This window comes from Actinomyces urinae (assembly GCF_900119695.1).
GTDB classification, from domain to species: Bacteria; Actinomycetota; Actinomycetes; order Actinomycetales; family Actinomycetaceae; genus Gleimia; species Gleimia urinae.
In genome coordinates this window covers 233,676-253,847 of the sequence record NZ_LT632547.1, presented here as the reverse complement: position 1 = coordinate 253,847, position 20,172 = coordinate 233,676, and the positions used below count along the sequence as shown (strand labels likewise).

19 protein-coding genes and 1 riboswitch are annotated in these 20,172 nt (G+C 56.7%); of the genes, 1 reads left to right on the top strand and 18 read right to left on the bottom strand.

Annotated elements, in window-relative coordinates; genetic code table 11:
• Positions 1-88: 88 nt before the first annotated feature.
• From lnt to BQ7114_RS02435, 6 genes are read right to left on the bottom strand one after another with little or no spacing between them, the layout of a single operon-like run.
• Positions 89-1,648 carry an apolipoprotein N-acyltransferase gene (gene lnt / locus BQ7114_RS02460; protein ID WP_083431704.1) on the bottom strand — a complete coding sequence of 520 codons (1,560 nt, stop codon included), beginning with the start codon at positions 1,646-1,648 and terminating at the stop codon, positions 89-91.
• On the bottom strand, positions 1,645-4,413 hold the full coding sequence (locus BQ7114_RS02455; protein ID WP_072341505.1) for a DEAD/DEAH box helicase: 2,769 nt from the start codon (positions 4,411-4,413) through the stop codon (positions 1,645-1,647). Before BQ7114_RS02455 ends, lnt begins: the two co-directional genes overlap by 4 nt.
• On the bottom strand, positions 4,410-5,234 hold the full coding sequence (tatC, locus tag BQ7114_RS02450) for a twin-arginine translocase subunit TatC (protein WP_072341502.1): 825 nt from the start codon (positions 5,232-5,234) through the stop codon (positions 4,410-4,412). The genes BQ7114_RS02455 and tatC overlap by 4 nt, the downstream gene beginning before the upstream one ends.
• An 11-nt stretch (positions 5,235-5,245) precedes the next feature.
• Entirely contained in the window at positions 5,246-5,440 is a 195-nt protein-coding gene (gene tatA / locus BQ7114_RS02445; protein ID WP_072341499.1) for a twin-arginine translocase TatA/TatE family subunit, read from the bottom strand.
• Between the two features lie 38 nt (positions 5,441-5,478).
• Positions 5,479-6,411: a helix-turn-helix transcriptional regulator gene (locus BQ7114_RS02440; RefSeq protein WP_072341496.1), complete on the bottom strand. Its 933-nt coding sequence runs from the start codon at positions 6,409-6,411 to the stop codon at positions 5,479-5,481.
• The gene (locus BQ7114_RS02435) at positions 6,411-7,301 is read right to left on the bottom strand and encodes a helix-turn-helix transcriptional regulator (RefSeq protein WP_072341493.1); all 891 of its coding nucleotides are present in this window, start codon (positions 7,299-7,301) and stop codon (positions 6,411-6,413) included. Before BQ7114_RS02435 ends, BQ7114_RS02440 begins: the two co-directional genes overlap by 1 nt.
• A 29-nt stretch (positions 7,302-7,330) precedes the next feature.
• Here BQ7114_RS02435 and BQ7114_RS02430 point away from each other — a divergent pair, with 29 nt between their 5' ends.
• Entirely contained in the window at positions 7,331-8,449 is a 1,119-nt protein-coding gene (locus BQ7114_RS02430; protein ID WP_072341490.1) for a DUF3866 family protein, read from the top strand.
• Between the two features lie 16 nt (positions 8,450-8,465).
• On the opposite strand, the gene hisG is transcribed toward BQ7114_RS02430, so the two are convergent.
• The 12 genes from hisG to gmk form a co-directional block, all read right to left on the bottom strand.
• A complete protein-coding gene (gene hisG / locus BQ7114_RS02425) occupies positions 8,466-9,311 on the bottom strand; it encodes an ATP phosphoribosyltransferase (RefSeq protein WP_072341487.1) in 846 nt (281 codons plus the stop codon).
• Entirely contained in the window at positions 9,311-9,574 is a 264-nt protein-coding gene (locus BQ7114_RS02420; RefSeq protein ID WP_034507902.1) for a phosphoribosyl-ATP diphosphatase, read from the bottom strand. Before BQ7114_RS02420 ends, hisG begins: the two co-directional genes overlap by 1 nt.
• Positions 9,575-9,640: 66 nt before the next feature.
• Positions 9,641-10,669, bottom strand: coding sequence for an ABC transporter substrate-binding protein (locus tag BQ7114_RS02415; RefSeq protein ID WP_072341484.1), 1,029 nt, complete (start codon positions 10,667-10,669; stop codon positions 9,641-9,643).
• An 18-nt stretch (positions 10,670-10,687) separates the two neighbouring features.
• Complete coding sequence (locus BQ7114_RS02410; protein WP_072341481.1) at positions 10,688-11,440, bottom strand: ABC transporter permease; 753 nt, start codon at positions 11,438-11,440, stop codon at positions 10,688-10,690.
• 96 nt (positions 11,441-11,536) lie between these two features.
• A riboswitch (FMN riboswitch) is annotated at positions 11,537-11,655 on the bottom strand.
• A 47-nt stretch (positions 11,656-11,702) separates the two neighbouring features.
• Positions 11,703-12,371 (bottom strand): ribulose-phosphate 3-epimerase, encoded by a 669-nt coding sequence (gene rpe / locus BQ7114_RS02405; protein WP_072341478.1) that lies wholly within the window; start codon positions 12,369-12,371, stop codon positions 11,703-11,705.
• Between the two features lie 5 nt (positions 12,372-12,376).
• A complete protein-coding gene (locus tag BQ7114_RS02400; protein WP_072341476.1) occupies positions 12,377-13,810 on the bottom strand; it encodes a transcription antitermination factor NusB in 1,434 nt (477 codons plus the stop codon).
• Positions 13,810-14,748: a methionyl-tRNA formyltransferase gene (gene fmt / locus BQ7114_RS02395; RefSeq protein ID WP_072341474.1), complete on the bottom strand. Its 939-nt coding sequence runs from the start codon at positions 14,746-14,748 to the stop codon at positions 13,810-13,812. The genes BQ7114_RS02400 and fmt overlap by 1 nt, the downstream gene beginning before the upstream one ends.
• 45 nt (positions 14,749-14,793) lie before the next feature.
• Complete coding sequence (locus BQ7114_RS02390) at positions 14,794-16,773, bottom strand: primosomal protein N' family DNA-binding protein (protein ID WP_143236778.1); 1,980 nt, start codon at positions 16,771-16,773, stop codon at positions 14,794-14,796.
• A gap of 91 nt (positions 16,774-16,864) precedes the next feature.
• On the bottom strand, positions 16,865-18,052 hold the full coding sequence (metK, locus tag BQ7114_RS02385; RefSeq protein WP_072341468.1) for a methionine adenosyltransferase: 1,188 nt from the start codon (positions 18,050-18,052) through the stop codon (positions 16,865-16,867).
• A 7-nt stretch (positions 18,053-18,059) separates the two neighbouring features.
• On the bottom strand, positions 18,060-19,310 hold the full coding sequence (gene coaBC / locus BQ7114_RS02380) for a bifunctional phosphopantothenoylcysteine decarboxylase/phosphopantothenate--cysteine ligase CoaBC (protein WP_072341465.1): 1,251 nt from the start codon (positions 19,308-19,310) through the stop codon (positions 18,060-18,062).
• A gap of 4 nt (positions 19,311-19,314) precedes the next feature.
• Complete coding sequence (gene rpoZ / locus BQ7114_RS02375; RefSeq protein WP_016443576.1) at positions 19,315-19,584, bottom strand: DNA-directed RNA polymerase subunit omega; 270 nt, start codon at positions 19,582-19,584, stop codon at positions 19,315-19,317.
• Positions 19,585-19,614: 30 nt separating this feature from the next.
• Positions 19,615-20,172 (bottom strand): guanylate kinase, encoded by a 558-nt coding sequence (gene gmk, locus BQ7114_RS02370; RefSeq protein ID WP_072344658.1) that lies wholly within the window; start codon positions 20,170-20,172, stop codon positions 19,615-19,617.

Below are 20,172 nucleotides of genomic sequence, written 5' to 3'. Positions count from 1 at the left end.
ACTCGATAATAATGATTTCCTAGTTGACCTAAGTGAACATGGCGGCAAAGTTACACCGCAACTGCAAGCGGGTTACGATTTGTTGAACTTAACGGGCGTACCTTATTTCCCCACGCCTGGAAACAGTTCGTATAAACCCCGCAAGCATCAAGAGTCCGCCCAGTGTCATAACCCCATAATTCAGATACTCGCCCCACCTTGCACTGAATGTGAGGCTGGTACGGAGGGGCACGTCCTGGGCAATCCAATCGGCGTGGTAAAGGTCAGTAACTTTGAGTACGGTTCCGTTGGGACGAACGATAGCCGATACTCCGTTAGTAGAAACCTGCATGGCGGTGCGGGACATGGACATGGCCCGCAATCGCACCATCTGTAACTGCTGCGTGGACTCCGGGGTATAACCAAAAGATGAGTTATTCGTAGGAACGAACAGCATCTGGGCGCCCAGCTGCGTGGCCTCACTGAAAATGCGTTCGTAAGCGGCCTCGAAACATATTCCAACGCCCATTGTGAGCTCACGATCCGCCAAATCAACCTTCATGACGCCCGGCTTAGTACCCGGGAGCATATCGGTAGATACCTTCGCGGTCTCCTTCGACAAGATCGACAGGTATTTGCGCATCGGGATGTATTCGCCAAAAGGTACAGGCAGCTGCTTTGTGTATATGTCGCCTACGGAACCATCGGGATACCAAACCAAGGCTTCGTTCCAGCGAGCGTCGTCCTCATAGCGCAGTACGCCAACCACAATCGGCACACCCGCACGCTTCGCCAGCCTGTCCAACAGCGCCTTCGCTTTTGCGTCACTACGCGGGTCACGGTCCATCGAATTCTCGCCCCACAAGATCACGTCAGCATTCATACCGGAAGCCAGAGCCTCCTCGGTGGTCTGCACGTGATTCTTCGTGACCTTCAAATACTGCTTGAATGTAGCATTCGCGGGTAGCTCAATATTGCCCTGGATCACGCCAACACGCATGGTGCCTGCCTCCGCACGCGCATCGAGAGTTAGTACGAACGGCGAAACCAGCATCAACGCGGCAACCGCAATCGCGCCCAGACGTTGAAGCGGCCTGGCGTCTAGTGCTGGAACCAGACAAATCGAACGACGAATCAGCACTGATGAGGTCACTATGACGAGGCCAATTACGACCTCAGAACCCCAAGGGGCGAGCGTCCGCAGGGGCGCATCAACCTGCGAATACGCGAGGTAGCCCCAGGGGAAGCCGCCAAACGGTACACGACCGCGTAACTGTTCGACTGCCACCCACAGAACACCCACGCTTAGCGCATACAGCAAGGCAGAGCGTTGCAACACGCCAATCTGGCGTACCCACGCCACCGCCAACCCGAACAAGGCTAGAAACAGAGCCTGCACCGTTGCCAGAGCGAACCATGGCAAATAGCTTCCCACCGAGACCGTGGCCCACCAAATGTGGGGCAAGAAAAAACCCAGGCCAAATACAAAGCCGTACCAGAACGCTCGCCCTGCCCTGGACCTATCCAAAGCCGAAACCAGGAGGATGATGGACGGGAATACGAGGAACCAGTATGAAAGATCCGGAAATGCCGCCCACATCAGTGCCGCCGCGGCCGCAATTTGCATGTAGTCGAGGAAGCGGCGACGTTTAGGAAGATATCTGCTCATGCGGATCCCTCAGCCAACACCACTACCGAACGCCGAATGGAGTCGGCGGCCGTATGCGCATTAGTTTTCAATGGTTCGCTAGCACTCGAAGCAATCTGCCCAAGCGCGTCGATCACCTGGCGGCACCAGCGCACCCAGTCCCCTGGCGGCAAATCCGCGCTACGCACAGCAGATGCGAGGTCATCCCCCATCACCCACCAGTAGATTGCCGGCATGATTCCGTACTCTAACGGTCCGGTGGTGGGAGCGTGCGCGTCATTTTCCGCCCTGTTCACATCTTTCAAGATCCGCTCCAGGTCGCGTAGCGCCCGCGCTAAAGAGCTGGACGGTCCACCAGGAATGTCGGCCTCCGGATCGTGGTCTTTCCGCGGCTCAAAAACGCACGTTGAGACCGCTGCGGCCAGCTCCGCCGGAGTTAGCTCATCCCATATCCCGGCGCGAATCGCCAACGCCGTAATCAGATCGTGTTCGCCATAAATACCACGCAGAATCTGTCCAGCTTCGGTAACCTCTTCCCCGTGCAAAGCGCCCACTCGATCCAGAACATCCACGATTCGGTCAAACCTATCTGACAGCGAGGAGGTATCCGCCTCGATCTTGTCTGCCAGACGCAGATAATCTCGGCGCGCGCTCAGCCAAGTCCTCGCTACGCGGGCATGTTCATCACGATCCGGGCAAGAATGCACCGGATGGTTGCGCACTTTCCTCTCGAGGCGGTCAATCTCAGCTTGCACCGCTCGCGGGATAGGCATTTTCTTCTGTTTAGGCTTAGCAAGCCGGCCTTCTTTACGCATGGCCCTAAGCTCGGAAGAAATTGCCGCTTTAAAACGTGAAGGCCGGCGAATATGGTTCTTCTTAATCCGCATGTGACCAAGGACTGATACGCCATGCGGGAAAGAATCGGCGGTCACTATCTGAACGCGCCCGTCTGCGCCAATTACCTGTACGGACGGCCCGTTTCGTCCGGGCCGCGGGTCATGCACCACGATTGCGTCAATATTTCGTTTGCGCCCCGGTAGTGCTACAACTTCACCCACGCGCAGTTTCGCAATAGCGCGGGCCGTATCAGCCGACCGGCTTACCACCCGCAGTTTTGCCGAATCTTTCTGCAACCGGGTCAGGTCATCGCGCGCAATAAAGTAGGAGTGCGCGTCGCCCAACTCGCACTCAAACCCACGGTCGAGCTCTTTCATGCGTTCTTTTGCTAGGCGCGTGTCACGCGCTACCCCAACCAGTTTGCGGTCAGCCTGGAATTGCGCGAAGGATTCATCCATAACCTCGCGTGCCTGTGCCAAGGTTCCCGCAGCCGCCAGGTTAACCACCATGTTGTAAGTGGGACGGAATGCAGAAATCAGTGGGAACGTGCGCTTAGATGAAAGCGATGCAACCTCCTCGGGCACAATATCGGAGCCGTGCACCACTACCGCATGTCCCTCAACATCGATACCTCGCCTACCCGCGCGGCCAGTCAGTTGCGTGTACTCCCCCGGCGAAAGATCCACGTGTGCAATGCCGTTGAACTTACGTAGCGAATCAAGAACCACGGTTCGCGCCGGCATATTTATGCCCAACGCCAGCGTTTCCGTTGCGAAAACAACCTTTATCAGGCCGGCGGCAAAAAGTTTTTCAACCGTTTCCTTCATCACGGGAAGCATTCCAGCATGATGGGCAGCAATACCCGCCTCCAGCGCTGCAGACCATCGCGCAATACCCAGAACGCCGAGATCCTCAGCCGACAGCGAAGACACGGCCTCGTCCACCACCGCCGCGATTTCTTGCGCCTCCTGCCGGCTTGTCAAACTAACCCCAGCGCTGTAAACCGCATCCAGGGCGTCCTCACAACCCGCCCTCGAAAAGATAAAGAAAATCGCGGGAAGCAGATGGGCCTGCTCAAGGGAAATCACGATCTGTGGCTTGGAAACGCGGCTGGCTCTGCGGCCAGCCCCACGCATTCGCCGCCCGCCTGCGAGACCGCGGGCAGCCTCATGCGGTGAACGCGATTGGATGCCCTGCAACCTAGCGATGGCATGACGCAGGTGCGGGTTGATCTTGCCGCGCAACGCATGCCCACCTTCACGCGTGGGCTGATACAAGTCGTAAAGCTTACGCTCTACCATCATGTGCTGGTATAGCGGCACAGGGCGCACCTCAGACACGATTACGCTACAACCACTACGCACCTGATCTATCCACGCTCCAAACTCCTCCGCATTCGACACCGTTGCCGAAAGAGCGACGATTTGGACGTGGCTTGGCATGTGAATGATTACTTCTTCCCACACCGGTCCGCGGAAACGATCAGCCAGATAGTGGACCTCATCGAGCACTACCGCACCAAGATCAGTCAGGTCTGTACCCGAATAGATCATGTTACGCGCAACCTCGGTGGTCATAACCACCACGGGAGCATCTGCATTAAGCGAAGTGTCGCCAGTTAGTAATCCAACATTTTCACTTCCAAGCTCGGCCACGAACTCGAGGTACTTTTGGTTCGACAGGGCCTTAATAGGCGTGGTGTAGAACGCTCGCTGTTGCCGCCGCAGCGCCATGTGGAGGGCGAACTCCCCCACCACGGTTTTGCCTGAACCCGTTGGAGCCGCAACAAGAACGCTACGTCCATCCTCTACCACTTCTAGAGCGGCAAGCTGAAAATCGTCCAGCTCAAAATCAAACTGGCTGGCAAATTGGGCGCGCGCAGTGCGCGCATACTCGTTTCGTTTTTTCGCCGCCCGGTAGCGCTCGGCAGCGGAGAGTTCCTGATTCATTCCGCGCTACCATCCTTCACGTCTAGCCGCGCCAGCGCGGCATCCAGTTCAGCCTCTTCCTTCGCCATCTTCCTATCACGTCGCCGGTCATGAATATAGGAAATACCCACTGCTACAAAGTAAAGAGCTAGCATGGCCAGCGCTTGGAACGTCATGTTCCACGGGTCCGGCAACGGGTTAGCAAGGGCTGTAAACACGAATGCAGACACTACCGCCCAGCGCCATGCCTTTAGCATCGAAGAGGCGCGTAGCACGTTCATCTGGTTCAAACCAACCATCGCGAGGGGCACCAAAAACGATATGCCGAACACAATCACGAGCCGCATGTAGAAGCTGAAATACATGGAGGAGCGCATAAGCATGACGGCTGAGTTTGGCGCGAACGATGTGAGGATACTGACCGCGTGTGGCATGATCCAGATGCCGAATCCGGCACCCGTAGCGAACAGGAGCGCACCGGCGATAGTGAATATCACCGCGTACATCTTTTCCCGTCTTTTCAAGGCGGGTGCGATGTAGGCCCAGATCTGGTAAACCCACCACGGCGTTGTGAGAACGAAGCCCGCAAACAGCGAAATTTTCAGCTTCAAATCAAAAGCGGCTGAGACCGTCTCGAAGTTGAGATCCGCGCTGACACCGCGGGCACGCAAATCACGCAAGGGCTGCGACATATAGTCAAAAATGTAGGGGTAGAGGAACCAGCCGGCCACCGCCCCCACCGTAATACCTAGAAGGATGTAAATGAGGCGGCGCCGAGCTTCCCTTAAATGATCAACGAGGGGCATTCGCCCCTCGGGATCACGTTTCGTAAGCTTCGCCATAACCTGTAGCGTTATTTAGCTTCTTCATCCGAATCGGAAGGCTTTGGAGAAGGTTGCTCTTCGTCTGTTAGCTCCTTCATTTCCTTCTTCAAAACCTTCGCGGACTTACCGAGGTTCTTTGCAATCTCAGGTAGCTTTGACGCACCAAAAACGATGATCAAGATAATCAGAAGCACAATGATGTGCGAGGGTTTAAATGCGCCCATGTTTCCTCCAAAATGCGAAATACCAAGTTCATTCTACTTTACCGATTCCACTCGGCGCGAAAGAAGTCGCGGTTGGTGCGCGCCGTCTTCGCCCGCTCTCTTGCCTTCGCCAAAATATCGGGTCGGTTCGTATCCTCAATCCACGGAGCTACCATCAGCATCTGCGTTGCCATCCACTGCTCGTCAAAAACCTCGTATATCGCGCGCGTCCTCTTCTTGTACTGCTTGATCGTAGCGTTTGTCTCTATAGCAGCCCGTCCCTGCGGCTCGATAAACATCCAGACTTTCACGCCTCGATCATCCCCGCCCGCCTCGGTGGACGCCACCTCCCCACCAACCCGGATGTTCTCCATCCGGTCCAGGCGGAACACGCGTTTTTCGGACTTATCCAGATCTATCGTTTCCACGACCCAGTTTGGTCCAGCCTGACGCAAGCTCAGCGGGAACACATTTCGTTCACTCAGATGATTTGCGTTGCTCACGTATTTGAACTGAAGTGAACTGCTATTCTTAATCGCCTGCTGGATAGTTTCGCGATGGCTTGCAACCTCCTCATCTTCAAACGAAACCAGTTTGGAAAAGTCCAGTTTTAGACCGCGCGGGGCAAGTAGTTTAAGGGCCGCACTGAAAGCGGTTTCGCGCATGTCAGCGGGAAGAAGGTAGGACAAGAAGATAAGGCCGGTTACGAAACCGATCGTTTCATCATCAGACAGACCAATCTTTTCACTCACCCGGTTCATGTCTTGGAAAGTGACGTAGTTGCTCTCTTCGAACATGGACCAGTCCAGCCCGAGGTCTTGATCCGGCGCCCCATCACCAAACCACGCCTCCCCCAGGGTCACCACTGCGGCACGCACGGAATTTTCGCTCACTCCAAAGCGAGCCGCGATCTCGCTTACCTCTGCGCCACCGACCTCTTGCAACCAGGCGAGGATCGTGAACATGAGCGTGTCTTTGTTTGGATTAGTCACTACTCCCCCAATGCGTCGATCCTGCGGTCCACGGTGCGCACCAATGCTGGCGGCCCAAGCACCACGATATTGTCGATCTCGCCCAATAGACGCTCTAACCAGACCCCGAGGGAACCGGCTCTGCCCTCATGGATCTCCCAGCCCTGCGGAGCCTGCACATCGGTAAGACTTGTGTGCTGCCTAGTCAGTAGAGCCGCTCCCTCTTTAATCGCAAGTTGTGGAGTTACGAGGAAGAGGCCACGGTCATCATCTGGTGAAGGGGCAGTAGAGATGGGTTCTTCCAGAATCTCAATGTTGTCCTCATCGACGCGAGAGAGCCTGAAAGTACGCTTTTCTTGGCGCCCGCGATCAAATCCGCACATGTACAAGTTCCCGTCTTGGAGGAACAGGTACCACGGCTCAACTGTTCGTCTAAGCGATTCGCTATACGCCTTGTTGTAAGTGAAAACTACCGGTTTTCCCTCGGTCACTGCCCGAGCGAAGGCGGCCACGGCTCGCAGTCCACTTAAACTGGTTTGCGGCATGCTTCCCGGATTATTCAAGATCGCGTGCAGGCGAGCGGAGAAGTTTGGCTCCCTTTCTTTTGACCAAAGTCCCCCGGCTGCGTGCACTAGAAGCTCTTCTACGGGCGTCAAATCAGCTTCGATACCCGTGCCCTTTTTAAGAACGTAAATCTCATTGCCCTCGTGATTTACACGGGTTTTGAGATTGAACCCCATGTCTTTCAACGTAGCCTTATCGCGAGTGAACAGGCGCTCACGCGCCGAATCCTGCACCTCATATCCGGGAACGAGGTTAAAAATCTGGGCCGCGGTCAGCCCGAGCTCGCGCCTAGACAATGCCAGAACCAGGCCTAGAAGGCGCTGTCCTCGCGACGTATCAACACTCATGATCTCACCCTAACCGCTATGCTAGGCGTGTGTTGCAACGAAATGCCAAGGTCTTGAAACTCGCGCGTTCCTGGGGCCGCGCCACTGAACTCGACGCACAAATCACGGCCGCGCCCGAATACGCCACATGCTTTCTGCCTGGCAAAACCGTCCGCGCCGTCGCCCTTACTGAGCTGGTTGGACAAATCGGGGTCGGCGATGACATTCGGATCGACTGCTCCGCACTGGCAAAGAACCTTGGCACGGGAGGCTACGCCACGGTTCTATCTTGCTCTCGGCTACCCGCCGATTCCTTGCCCGCGGCCGGCCACATCGTGAAGGCCCGCTACATGCCCCACCAGCACGTGGTACAAAGTGTTGAAGAGCCGGCCTCTCCGCATCACCACATCATGGCTGAGGCCATCTCCCTTGAAGGAGCTCCCGTACTTGTAGCGGACCTGCATTCGGCTGTTCCTGCCGTAGTGGCAGGAATTCGCAGCCAAATTCCCACTGCACGCATCGCATACGTCTGGGATGATACAGCCGCCCTTCCCCTCGCGTTCTCCATGAGCATCGCAAAAATGAGGGAGTGCGCAGACCTCGATTGCACTATCACCAGCGGGCAAAGCTTTGGAGGCGACCTCGAGGCTGCCTCCATGCCATCGGCTCTTCTAGCAGCCCGCCACGTGGCGAAGGCCGACTACATAGTGGTGGCTCAAGGACCCGGCAATCTCGGAACCGCCACCCGTTGGGGCTTTTCTGGCACGGCCACCGCCCAGGCCCTCCACGTGGCGCACGCTCTTGGCGGCAAACCCATTCCCGTTGTGCGTGCCTCGCAGGCAGATCCACGCCCAAAACACCTGGGGATCTCCCACCACACGCTCTCAGTGCTGAACCAGCTGATGCTCATTCAGCTTGACGTGCCCATCGTGGATAGCAATTCTCTTAACCTATCCGAGGTGGCAAAAACCGCACTTGAGAATGGCGCCCGAGCGGTCGCGCAGCGTCATATCGTGCACCGCGTGAGCAGCAGGAGCGCCCTCGCCTGTCTCAAACACGCAACTGTTCCACTTCGAACGATGAGTAGAGGATTGAGCGAGGACGCGCTCGCATTCGCCGCTGCAAGTGCCGCTGGGATCTACGCCGCTAGTGGGCGGCAAGCCCGCTAACTAGGCCGCAGGTGCTCTAGAGGCGCGAGGCTGAAAGCTCTGTAACCAGGATGCCGCGGGCACCCGCATCATAGAGCTCATCCATCACGCGGTTGATGTCGCCGCGTGGAACCACCACGCGAACTGCCAGCCAGTTCGAGTCAGCAAGTGGCGAGATCGTGGGCGATTCAAAACCTGGCGCCACTGCAACTGCCGCGGCCATGTCCCGCTCGTGCACGTTGTAATCGACCAGTACGTTTGCGTGCGCGCGCATCACGCCATCCAGGCGGCGCTGAAGGACCTTTACCTGCGGATCGTCGCGGTATTCCTCACGCCCAATCAAGATGGCCTCGGACTGCAGCAGGATTGGACCAAACACTTCCAATCCCGCGGCTCGTAGCGTTGAGCCCGTCTCTACAACATCGGCAATCACGTCCGCAACGCCCAGCTGAACGGAGGATTCTACTGCTCCATCTAAGTGCACAACCTCTGCGTCAACGCCCTCTTTTTCCAAGAACTGCTTCACAAGATGGTCATACGAGGACGCCACGCGCTTGCCCTCGATGTCACGCAGCTCGCTCATTTTGCCCGCAGGAGCCGCAAAGCGGAACTTTGACCTGGCAAACCCGAGCTGTTGGAACTCGACGGCAGGCGCACCGGAGTCAAGCAGGAGGTCACGTCCGGTAATACCAACCTGAATCGTGCCTTTACCCACGTAAACCGCAATATCGCGCGGACGTAGCAGGAACAGTTCGACGTCGTTGAGATTGTCAACGAGCACCAATTCCTTGCCTCTGCGGTTCACCTTGTATCCAGATTCGCGCAGCATCTCTACTGCCGCTTCGTGAAGTGAGCCCTTATTGGGAACAGCAATTCTTAGCATTAGAGCTTCCTATAAATATCTTCTAGGGAAATACCTTTTTTAACCATCATCACCTGCGTGTGGTAGAGCAGCTGCGAAATCTCAAGCGCGGCGTCGTCATCCGACTCGTATTCACAGGCCATCCACACCTCGGCAGCCTCCTCAACAATCTTCTTCCCGATCGCATGGACGCCCGCATCAAGCTCCGCGACCGTTCCAGAGCCTTCCGGCCTCGTTACCGCTTTGGTGGATAGTTCGTTGAAAAGTTCCTCAAATGTCTTCATGAAATTGATGATAACGAAAAGTGGGCGCGGAACGAGTCCGCGCCCACCAATAGAACACTGAGCTAACTACTTAACAAAGTCGTTAGTCACCGTTTCATCGAGTTTAACGTCAGATGCTAGCAAGCCATCCTGCGTTGCCAAGAAGGCCAGCATGGCCGCCCAAGTATCCAGATCCTGGCGCATCGTCACTTCGCCGTCCTTTTCAAACAGCTTATTGGTAGCAACGAGAGTCGCCTTTGCCGCATCCGTTGCACCGGGAGCAGACAGATTCGGATCGTACCCCTTGGTCACTTCAACAGCTTTATCCGGATCATCAACGCACAGCTGCTTAGCCTGGCGAAGGCCTTCCAGAACTGCCTTAACCAAGTCGGGATTCTCACTTGCAAACTTCGAGGTCGTAACAACGTTGGCACCGATAAGCGGTAACCCGCCTTCTGGCGACATCTCAAGCTCACGCACACCCACATTCGCAAGCCCAAACTGGACCGTATCGTTATTGGTGAAGCCCACAACAGCCTCTACTTCTCCCGCCTGGAGAGCAGCAAGCTGGGTGAAACCAATCGAGGTTAGTTCGATGTCATTCACGCTCATGTTGTGCGCGGCCAGGGCAGACAGCAGGCCGTACCAGTTGGAACCGAACTCGCCCGGCAGGCCAACCTTACGCCCACGCAGGTCCTCGAAGCTCTTGATATCCGAGTCTTCCTTGACGATCACCGCGACCGGGTACTTCGCGTAATACTGGCCCACAGATACCAGGTCCATACCCTGCGACCTTGCAATAGCCATCTCATCACCAGTGGCCACCACCATGTCCTCTTCACCTGCAAAGAGGGCGGTGAACAAGCCCTCGTCAGAACCGTGGTGGCGGATCGTCACATCAGCTCCCTCGCCGGCAAAATATCCTTCTTCAACGCCTACGTATGCGGGAGCAAACTGGACGTTTGGGATGTAGGTAAGGCCCAGCGTGACGGGGCTGGCGGTATTCTCACTACCCTCCGTTGGACCCTCAGCTGGATCTCCAGCGGGCGAAGAACACCCGGCAAGAACAAGCGCACCAAGTGCCAACGCTGGTAGTGCAAGCCGCTTCAAAAACATTATTTTCCCTCTCCAGGATTATCGACGAGATGTATTCACGAGCTTCGATTTGCGCTCCACCGTATAAATCAAGGAATAAACCGTCATCGCCATTACGCACAGAAGTGAGATAGTCACAAACATTCCGCTGGTATCTAAACTGTTACGTTGCACGGTGAGGACCGTTCCAAGTCCGGCCCCTCCCATAACCATCTCTCCAACTACAGCGCCGGTCACCGACAGGGTGAAACCGTTGCGCAGACCAGCCAGGATTGAAGGTAGTGCGAGGGGCATTTCCATGTAGAGCAGTAGAGTAAGCCCAGATGCTCCGTCGAGTCTGGCTGCCTCCATGACTTCCACGTCAAGGTGGCGCAGCCCGACCGTGGTCGAGACCAAAATGGGGAAGAAAACCATCAGTGTGCATAGTGCAACGATGGCGCTCGTGCCGTAACCGACCCAGAGGACGAGTAGCGGAGCTAGCGCGATGGCAGGGATCGCCTGCGTAGCGCCGAGGAATGGTTCCACCGCCGCTGAGAACACCTGGGACCTGTAAATCAGGTAAGCCATGGGAAGCGCAATGAGGGCGCCGAAGAATGAGCCGAGTGCGGCCTCCTTCAGCGTCGCCCAAAGTGCTTGCCACAAATCGGTGCTAGACATCGATGAGATAAGACGCGTAGCGAACTCGGCAGGGCTGGGAAGCATCCAGCTCGGGGCGCCCTCTTGAATGGTGATCAGCCACCAGCAAAGGAGCAAGAAGAGCCCAAACACCAGGGGAGCTCCAAATGCGAGCATCGCTGGGCGTCTGCGGGCTGGCCGGGTTGACACGCTATCTTGTCCGTTCCTCGATTAACTCGTCCGGGCAGACAAGGCACAAGCCAGCTTTAAATAAGCGAGCTCCTCCCATCCGGACTTTAACCGTCGGTGCTGGAGTTTCACCAGCTCAACCGCCGAAGCGGCTCGCGGACTTTAACCGCCGGCTCGGAATTACACCGACCCCGGAGCACACTCCAATGTTACACGGCAAGCACAAAAAATACTTGCCGAGCACATTTTCTCAGTGAGCGTGCATTGCTTCGGATGCAATCCGGCGAAGTTGCTCGACCTCCTCATACGCATCTTCCGCGCGGAATACTGCCGAGCCTGCAACGAAAACATCAGCTCCAGCCTCCGCGGCAATCTGGATGGTCTCCCGATTCACGCCGCCATCTACCTGGATCGCGATCTCTACGCCCGCAGCCTTCGCGGCTTCGCGTACGCGGCCGATCTTCTTCATCTGCGAATGCAAGAACGGCTGCCCACCAAAACCAGGCTCTACTGTCATAACCAGAATCATGTCAAATGAGGGCAATAGATCCACGTAGTCATGAATATCCGTAGTTGGCTTCAATCCCAATCCAACCTTGGCACCCTGCTTATGGATCTCATTTGCCAGGCGTAGCGGTGCTTTGGCGGCTTCGGCGTGGAAGGTCACCGAGGCCGCACCTGCCTCGGCATATGCGGGCGCCCAACGGTCCGGGTCTTCAATCATCAGGTGGCAGTCCACCGGCATGATGTCCTTAGCAATCACGGCCTCCACAACGGGCAGACCCCACGTAAGGTTTGGCACGAAGTGGTTGTCCATGATGTCCACGTGCGCGAAGTCTGCGTTGCGAATTTTGTGTAGCTCTCCGGCAAGGTCTGCAATATCGCAGTTAAGGATCGAGGGGCTGATGGTTGGTTTCATTCTTCTCACCTAATTCTCTTGATCAGGGCAAGGAACATGGCGTCCGTGCCATGAAGGTGCGGCCACAGCTGCACGACGTCTCCCTTACCCATTTTCACGGGGGTTAGTTCAATTTCAGTCATTGAGATTTGGTCAATTGCCGAGGCAGCGGAAAGGAACTCAAATTCCTCTCGGCCGCTAATGCGTTCCATCTGGTCGATAGTTTCTTGTTTGTGAGGCGAGCAGGTGATGTACGCGAGCACACCACCTACATTCAGTGCGTCAAGGCCAGAATCGATTAGTTCGGTCTGGAGTTTCACGAGGTCTGCAACGTCGGTAATCTGCTTGCGCCAACGTGATTCTGCACGCCGGCGAAGAGCGCCCAGGCCCGTGCACGGGGCGTCTAAAATGATGCGGTCAAACTTCTGGCCGCCCAGGTCTCGCCCGTCGCCCACCTGTACCGTAATCCCAGTGAGCTGGCGTGTGGTAGCTTCAACTAGCTTCGCGCGATGTTCTGACACCTCGTTGGCCACAAGGTGTGCTCCCCTGGCGTCAGCTATTGCGCCAACGAGGCCCGCCTTCCCTCCGGGACCAGCACACATGTCGAGCCATCGCACGTCGTCGTTTCCCACCTCGGTTTCAGCGAAAGCCGTGGCCACGAGCTGCGATCCCTCGTCCTGTACCGCTGCGCGCCCATCGCGAATCTCTGGCAGACGCCCCGGGTCTCCTCCCCCAATAACTACCGCCCATTCGGAGTAGTCACCCGGGCGGGCGCTGGTCTTTAAGAAATACTCCACGTCCTCGGCCAGATCGATCGGCAGAATCAGGCCCGGGCGCGCACACAGCGTGACGGAAGGATTCACGTTGTCTACCGCCAGCAGATCTTCCAGTTCACGCGGGTCGCGCCCGTGCGCCTGCAGAGCACTGGCCAGCGCCCGAATAATCCACTGGGGGTGCGAGTAGATGATAGAGAGGCGCTCGGCATCGTTCTCGATGCGCTGCATCCGCGTCTCCCACTCGGCGGGTGAGTGTTCTGCCACGGAGCGCGCTACACCGTTTACAAACTTCTCGCTACCCCGCTCGCTTACCTGTTTTGCAAGTTCTACCGCCTGGGCAACCGACGCGTGGTCAGGTACACGCATATGCAGGATCTGGTGGGCTGTCATCCGCAAAATAGCGCGGACCTCTGGATCAACATCCGCGATCTTGCGGTTCATACATTTGCTAAGCACCCAGTCAATGCGTTCACGGTATCGAAGCGTGCCGTAAACCAGCTCGGTTGTCATACCCGCGTCACGCGGCGATAGCCGGGCTTTGGTGAGCATGGGCGGCAACACGAGGTTTGCGTAAGCGCCTTCAGTTTCAATTTTGAGCAGCGCCTCGTAGGCGACTCGGCGCGAATCTTCCACGCCGCGGGGGCGACGCGCCCGAGGAGGCCGGTTGTCTCGGCGATATTCCATCAGTTCTCCTTGCCTTTCAAAACCGCGCCTTGCTCTAGCCTGGCTCCCCTGGCCCAATCAGCGGCTGCCATGTGCGATTTACCAGCTGGCGCCACGGCAATCAGTTCCAGCCACGCGTCTGCCGCCGCAACGAATACAGCGTTCTTGTCTATTCGTAGCTCGCCCGGTTTCCCACTGCGCTGATCCGTCATTTTAGTTGCGAGAATTTTTAGCCGCCTGCCGTCAGGAAGCAGGGCGTAGGCACCGGGAGCGGGCGCGAATGCACGCACCTGATTGTGTACCTGCAGCGCAGGCTTAGTGAAGTCGATTGGCAAATCGTCACGGGTAATACGGTGGGCGTAGGTTTCTCCGCTCTCGTCTTGCACCAGCGGGTTCGCAACGCCCATTTCAATGGAATCAACCACGTCCACAACGTCTTTAGCCCCAATCTGGGCTAGTTCAGCAAGTAGCTCGCCGCCGCTAATATCGGGGTCAATTTCTACCGGTCGAGTTGAGTACACCGGTCCGGTATCCAGCCCTTCTTCCAGCTGGAAGACGTCAACGGCAGTAACCGCATCGCCCGCCTCGATAGCGCGCTGAACCGGCGCGGCCCCACGCCAGCGAGGCAAAGCCGAAAAGTGCAGGTTAATCCAACCGTGGTCGAGGCCTTCCAAAGCAGTTTTGGGAATAATCGCTCCGTACGCCACAACAACGCCGAGCTGAGCCCCGGTTTGTTGCACTTGCTCCAAAACCTGCGGGTCTTTGAACGAATCCGCCTCAATGACGTCGAGGCCATTCTCACTGGCCCACTCTCCCACTTCTGACGGGTAGAGAGTTCGGCCACGACCTCGCCGAGCGGGCGAACGAGTTAGTACACCCACAACCTCATGATCGGACTTGGTCAAGGCCGCAAGCGTTGGAATTGCAACTTCTGGAGTGCCAGCAAAAAGGATCTTCACTCTAATAGTCTATCTTGATTGCTCTTTGAATCTGTCTGGCGCATATTAAAGAAGGCCCGCGGGGTTCACATGAACGCTTACCGCGCCTTTACGGCCCATGCTTCTTGCAACTTGAGTAGCTTTCACCGACTCAATGAAGGTTGGCGCTGCATCCCACGGGCACCTGTAAATGGCGCGGCTTTGATCGCGTCCGTATTTTTTTTGCAGGTCACGTCCCTCCCTGGCCGCCACTCCAACGAGCTGGCACCTACCGGGCACGTTTACTTCCTCAATAAAAGAAGCAACGTTCTTCCTGTCTCCATCGATTGCAACCATGCATACAGCGGGGAAAAAACCGAGCAGTTCACGTTCATCTAGCAACTGCATCGCGAATCCGAGAGGATCGCGGCGCACAAGCGAGCCACGAATCATCGGATCACGAACGCCCACCACGATCATTTTGCCGTCTGGCCTGGCCAATGAATGAATGTTCATCCACCTGCGCATCGCTTCAGCGGGGGCCCAGAGTTCCGGGCGTCCCAGGATTGTCCAAGCGTCTAGCACCACCACGGCCGCATACCCTCCGGGCGTAACGGGCTCCATACCCGGTGTGGCGATTACTATTCCGCTCGGCTTCGCAAACTCGGTAACGGGTGTATCTGCACTGGACATTTCGATAATGGTCCGAGGGAAAGCACGCCCGAATTCCTCGGCAGTTCGCACTGATCCCACCCGGGCCGATCGCCAACTTGAGCTACCGCACTTGACGCATCTCCAGCCCACCTGCGGACGGTTACACCACATGCAGGACAGTCCCCCGTTTGCGAACGCCCGTAGCGGCCCATGGCAAGCATTACAACGTGCACTCTGATCGCAACGGCTACAGGCGATGACCGACACGTATCCGCCGGTTGGAACGTGCACCAGCACGGGGCCAATATCCAACGAGGTGCGAATGAAACTTTGTACCGAAGGAGGAATCCGTGAGTGGCCGGCCGGACCTTCCCGTTCCATATCAAACTCGTCGGGCACCTCAATGATTGCCGTTTTAGAGCGGGTAACTTCACGGTCCGCAACTAGCGAGGCTGCCCAGCCCGAGCGCACCAGTTGTGTTTCTGGTACCGAGATCGACGGACCTGCACTGACCAGCGCGCATCCTTGCAAGTGTGCTCTGCGCATCGCGATCTCGAGAGCCGACAAGTACGGCGCCTGTTGGTCAGTCAGCCTGTCATCGCCCGCATCCCAAACACTAATCAAGCCCAGATTAGGCACCGGCGCATAAACTGCAGACCTCGTGCCGATCACCACGTCAGCCTCGCCCGCTCTGATCTCCAAATAGGAACGGTACTTCTTATACTGCGAATCAGATGCCCGCTGGCAAATCACTCTCCAGTTAGTCTGCGCAAAAACGGCCTCCATCGCATCCACGTCCCGAGCCGTTGGCACCACAATCAGCGTGCGCCGCCCCGACCTGGCCACGGCCTCCACAAGATCTAAGAGCGGGTGATGCTCCATTCGCGCAGGGAACACCCTCGGCAACGTAAGCCACACAGCGCGTGGAGATTCGCCCTTGCCAATACGCTCAAGAAACGCATGGCCTCCCGCGTAGTAGCTCCACGACGAGGAAAACTCGCCTCCCGTGGGATCACTGACATCAGCTACTGCATTGTTCCAGCCGGAAATAAACGCCTTCTCCGCCCCCGCGTGCCTGCTTGGCACCATGGCTGTCAGAACCTTAGAGACAGCGGCAGCATTGCGTTTTGCGAGGTCTTGCGCAAGTGTAATCATCTGTTGATCCACTAGCGGTATTGCGGAAACCACGCGCTCTACCGGCGCAAGTTTGCCCGTAAAGTCAGAATCTTCGCCGATTTCAAGGACGAAACCATTCATTCTCCGCCCTGCGAGCTTCACCCGTACGAGTGAGCCTACTTGGACCGGCTGGCCTGTAGCCTCATAGTCGAAGAGCCTGTCTAGGTGAGGCACCGCGGTATCGACGAGCACACGGGCCACTCGCCTTCCCAGTAGTGCTTCAGGCTGATTCGACATGGCTTAATCGTATCGTGCACTGCAGACATTTATTTTGCTCAAAGTAATAGGACCCTATTCAAAGGGTCCTATTACCTGGCTTGAGAATTGATTAGCCGAGAACGCTGCGTAGTTCGTCTGCGTTAGAAGTGTCCTCCCAAGTAACGCCCTCGCGCCCGAAGTGACCGTACGCCGATACGGCCGTAAAGCCCGGCTCGTTTAGCCGTAACGTCTCGATGATTGCGGCAGGGCGCAAATCGAAAACTCGACCTACTGCGCTCAGCAACTGGTCATCAGAAACGCAGCCCGTACCGAACGTGTTGATGTGTAGCCCAACTGGCTCCGCACGGCCGATCGCGTAGGAAACTTGCACCTCACAGCGGCGAGCCAATCCGGCTGCAACAATGTTCTTCGCAATCCAACGCGTTGCGTATGCGCCAGACCTATCCACCTTTGACGCGTCTTTCCCAGAGAAGGCACCGCCTCCGTGGCGTGCAAATCCGCCGTATGTGTCAACGATCAGCTTGCGTCCCGTAACGCCCGTGTCACCCGCGGGGCCTCCAACTACAAAGCGGCCTGATGGGTTAATCAGCAGCTTCGCTTCCGAAGTGTCAAAGCGCTGGCCAATCTGTTCCAGCACCGGATCCACAACGAGGGTTTTCACGCCCTCGCGGATTTGCTCAAGCGATAAAGCGTCATCATGCTGAGTGGATACAACGATCGTGTCCAGGCTGACCGGCTGCTCGTTTTCCATGCGAACCGTAACTTGAGTTTTACCGTCCGGGCGCAGCCCGCTCATCTCAGTGCGGCGAACCTGTTCGAGTTGACTAGCGAGCCGGTGGGCCACGTAAATTGGCAATGGCATGAGCACTGGCGTGTCGTCGCAGGCATAGCCAAACATGAGGCCCTGGTCGCCCGCTCCCTGGAGAGAGAGCAGATCACCGGAGGACTCTTCTCGCGCTTCTATTGAGCGATCCACCGACTGTGCGATGTCAGCAGACTGCTGATCGAGAATATCCATCACCTGCAGGGTGCGTGCATCAAAACCCGTGCCTTCTTGCGTGTACCCGATCCGTTCAACCGTTCTGCGCACGATCTGATCGACATCCAGCTCGGCAGTAGTTGAAAGCTCTCCCGCAACAATCACGCGGTTAGTGGTTGCCATTACCTCAACGGCTGAGCGCGTTTTGGGATCATGCTCCAAAGCGGCATCCAAGATGCCATCGGCAATCTGATCGCAAACCTTATCCGGGTGTCCGCTCGTGACGGACTCAGAAGAAAATAGTGGAGCGGCTTTCATTTTTACCTCAGTTGTTCTTAACTAGCTGCGTGGCTGCAAGTTCTACCAGTTCTCGAGCCACTTGAAGCTTAGTTCCAGCCACGGACAAAACTTTTGTCCCCGCAGCATCCACCACGGTCACACGATTGTTTTCGGTGCCAAATCCTTGCCCGTTGCCTACCTGGTTGATCGCGATAAAGCGGGCTCCCTTACGCCCGGCTTTAGCACGGCCAAACTCTAAAACTTGCGCCTCATCACCGGTCTCTGCGGCAAAACCGACGCATAGCAAATTCGGGTATTTGTTTGCAGTTTCACGCAAAATATCTGGATTTCTAACCAGTTGCAAGGACCACCCGTCCTCATTATCACTGGTCTTCTTCAGCTTTTGTTCCCAACTTTGTTGCGGGCGGAAATCCGCAACCGCAGCCACAAAAAACCCCATGTCGAAGTTTGCGGCAGCGCCTTGGACAGCCTCGTACATTTCATTTGCCGAGGGAGTATCTACAACCGCCACGCCGTCGGGTATCACACCGGGAGCAATATTTGCGGCAAACACGGTGACGTCAGCGCCGCGTTCAACAAGTGCGCGCGCGATCGCCGCCCCTTGTTTACCACTGGAGTGATTGCCAATAAAACGCACGGGGTCAATCGCCTCGCGCGTGCCTCCGGCAGTCACGAAGGCCCGCACTCCGGCTAAGTCTTTTTCTTCGAGGAGGTTTCCTTCTGCTAATACAGCTTCAGCAAACTTGCAAATAGCTTCTGGTTCGGGCATGCGGCCCGCGCCCCTGTCCCCCGAAGAGAGATCACCAAGCACAGGGTCCATTACGCGCACCCCGCGTTCCTTCAGAGCCCGAATGTTGTCCTGCGTAGCGGCATTTTCCCACATCGCGGTATGCATCGCCGGGACGATAACTACCGGACACGTAGCGGCAAGCACCGTGGTGGTAAGCAAGTCGCAGGCAATACCGGCGCGAATCTTCGCAATCAGATCGGCAGTTGCTGGCGCAATCAAAATCAGATCTGCACCTCGCACGGCCTCCACGTGGTCTACCCCGGCTTCGCCGTCAAAAACGTCGGTGTGGGCGGGAGAACCAGAAAGTGCCTGCCACGTGGTTTTCCCAACGAAGTGTAGGCTCGCCGCCGTTGGAATCACCCGCACAGCGTCGCCTGCCTTCGCGAAATGACGTACGACGCCAGCCACCTTATACGCGGAAATGCCGGCCCCCACCCCAACGATTATCCGCCGGGGCGGCGTGCCGGCATTGTTAAGAGATGTCAATATGTTACTCGGCGTCCGGGGCCTCTTCCATGATCAACAGGCCCTCGTTGATCTCGCGAAGCGCGGTGCTAAGCGGCTTGTCGTCAGCCTCAACCGGGACAACCGGGCCCACAAACTGAACCATGTTTGACTCAAGCTGTAGGTTGTAAGAGTTAATCTGCCTTGCGCGGCGGGCAGCAAATACAACCAGCGCGTACTTCGAATCGACCTTCTCCATCAAATCGTCGATCGGTGGGTACGTAATACCTTCAGGATGGGCAACGATTCCCGTCATGAATCCTCCTAGCTTCGTAACGCAACAATCCTACGCTAAGCCCATAAGACTAGCCAGTTTCCGCGCTGTGTGATCCACCTCGTCATTAACCACAACATGGTCAAATTCGGCGGCGGCAGCCATCTCCACGCGAGCAGTTTCAAGGCGGCGTGCCATCTGCTCTTCCGTCTCAGAGCCGCGTCCACGTAGCCGCGCCTCCAATTCCTCCCACGAAGGAGGGGCGAGGAAAATGAACTGGGCATCGGGCATCTGCTCGCGCACTTGCCTTGCCCCTGCAAGGTCGATCTCTAATAGCGCCGGACGTCCCGCAGCAATAGCCTCTTCAATCGGAGCCTTCAAAGTCCCGTAATAGTTCATGCCGTGAACCTCGGCCCACTCCAAGAAAGCATCTTCTGCGACGAGCTCGAGGAAGCGGTCGCGAGAGAGGAAGTGATAGTGCGCTCCATCAACCTCACCGGGGCGTGGATCGCGAGTTGTTGCCGAGATTGACAAGAAAATCTGCGGGTGCAACTCCATTAAGCGAGCAACCACTGTCCCCTTGCCAACCGCACTAGGACCTAACAAAACAGTAAGACGCTGGTGATTCAT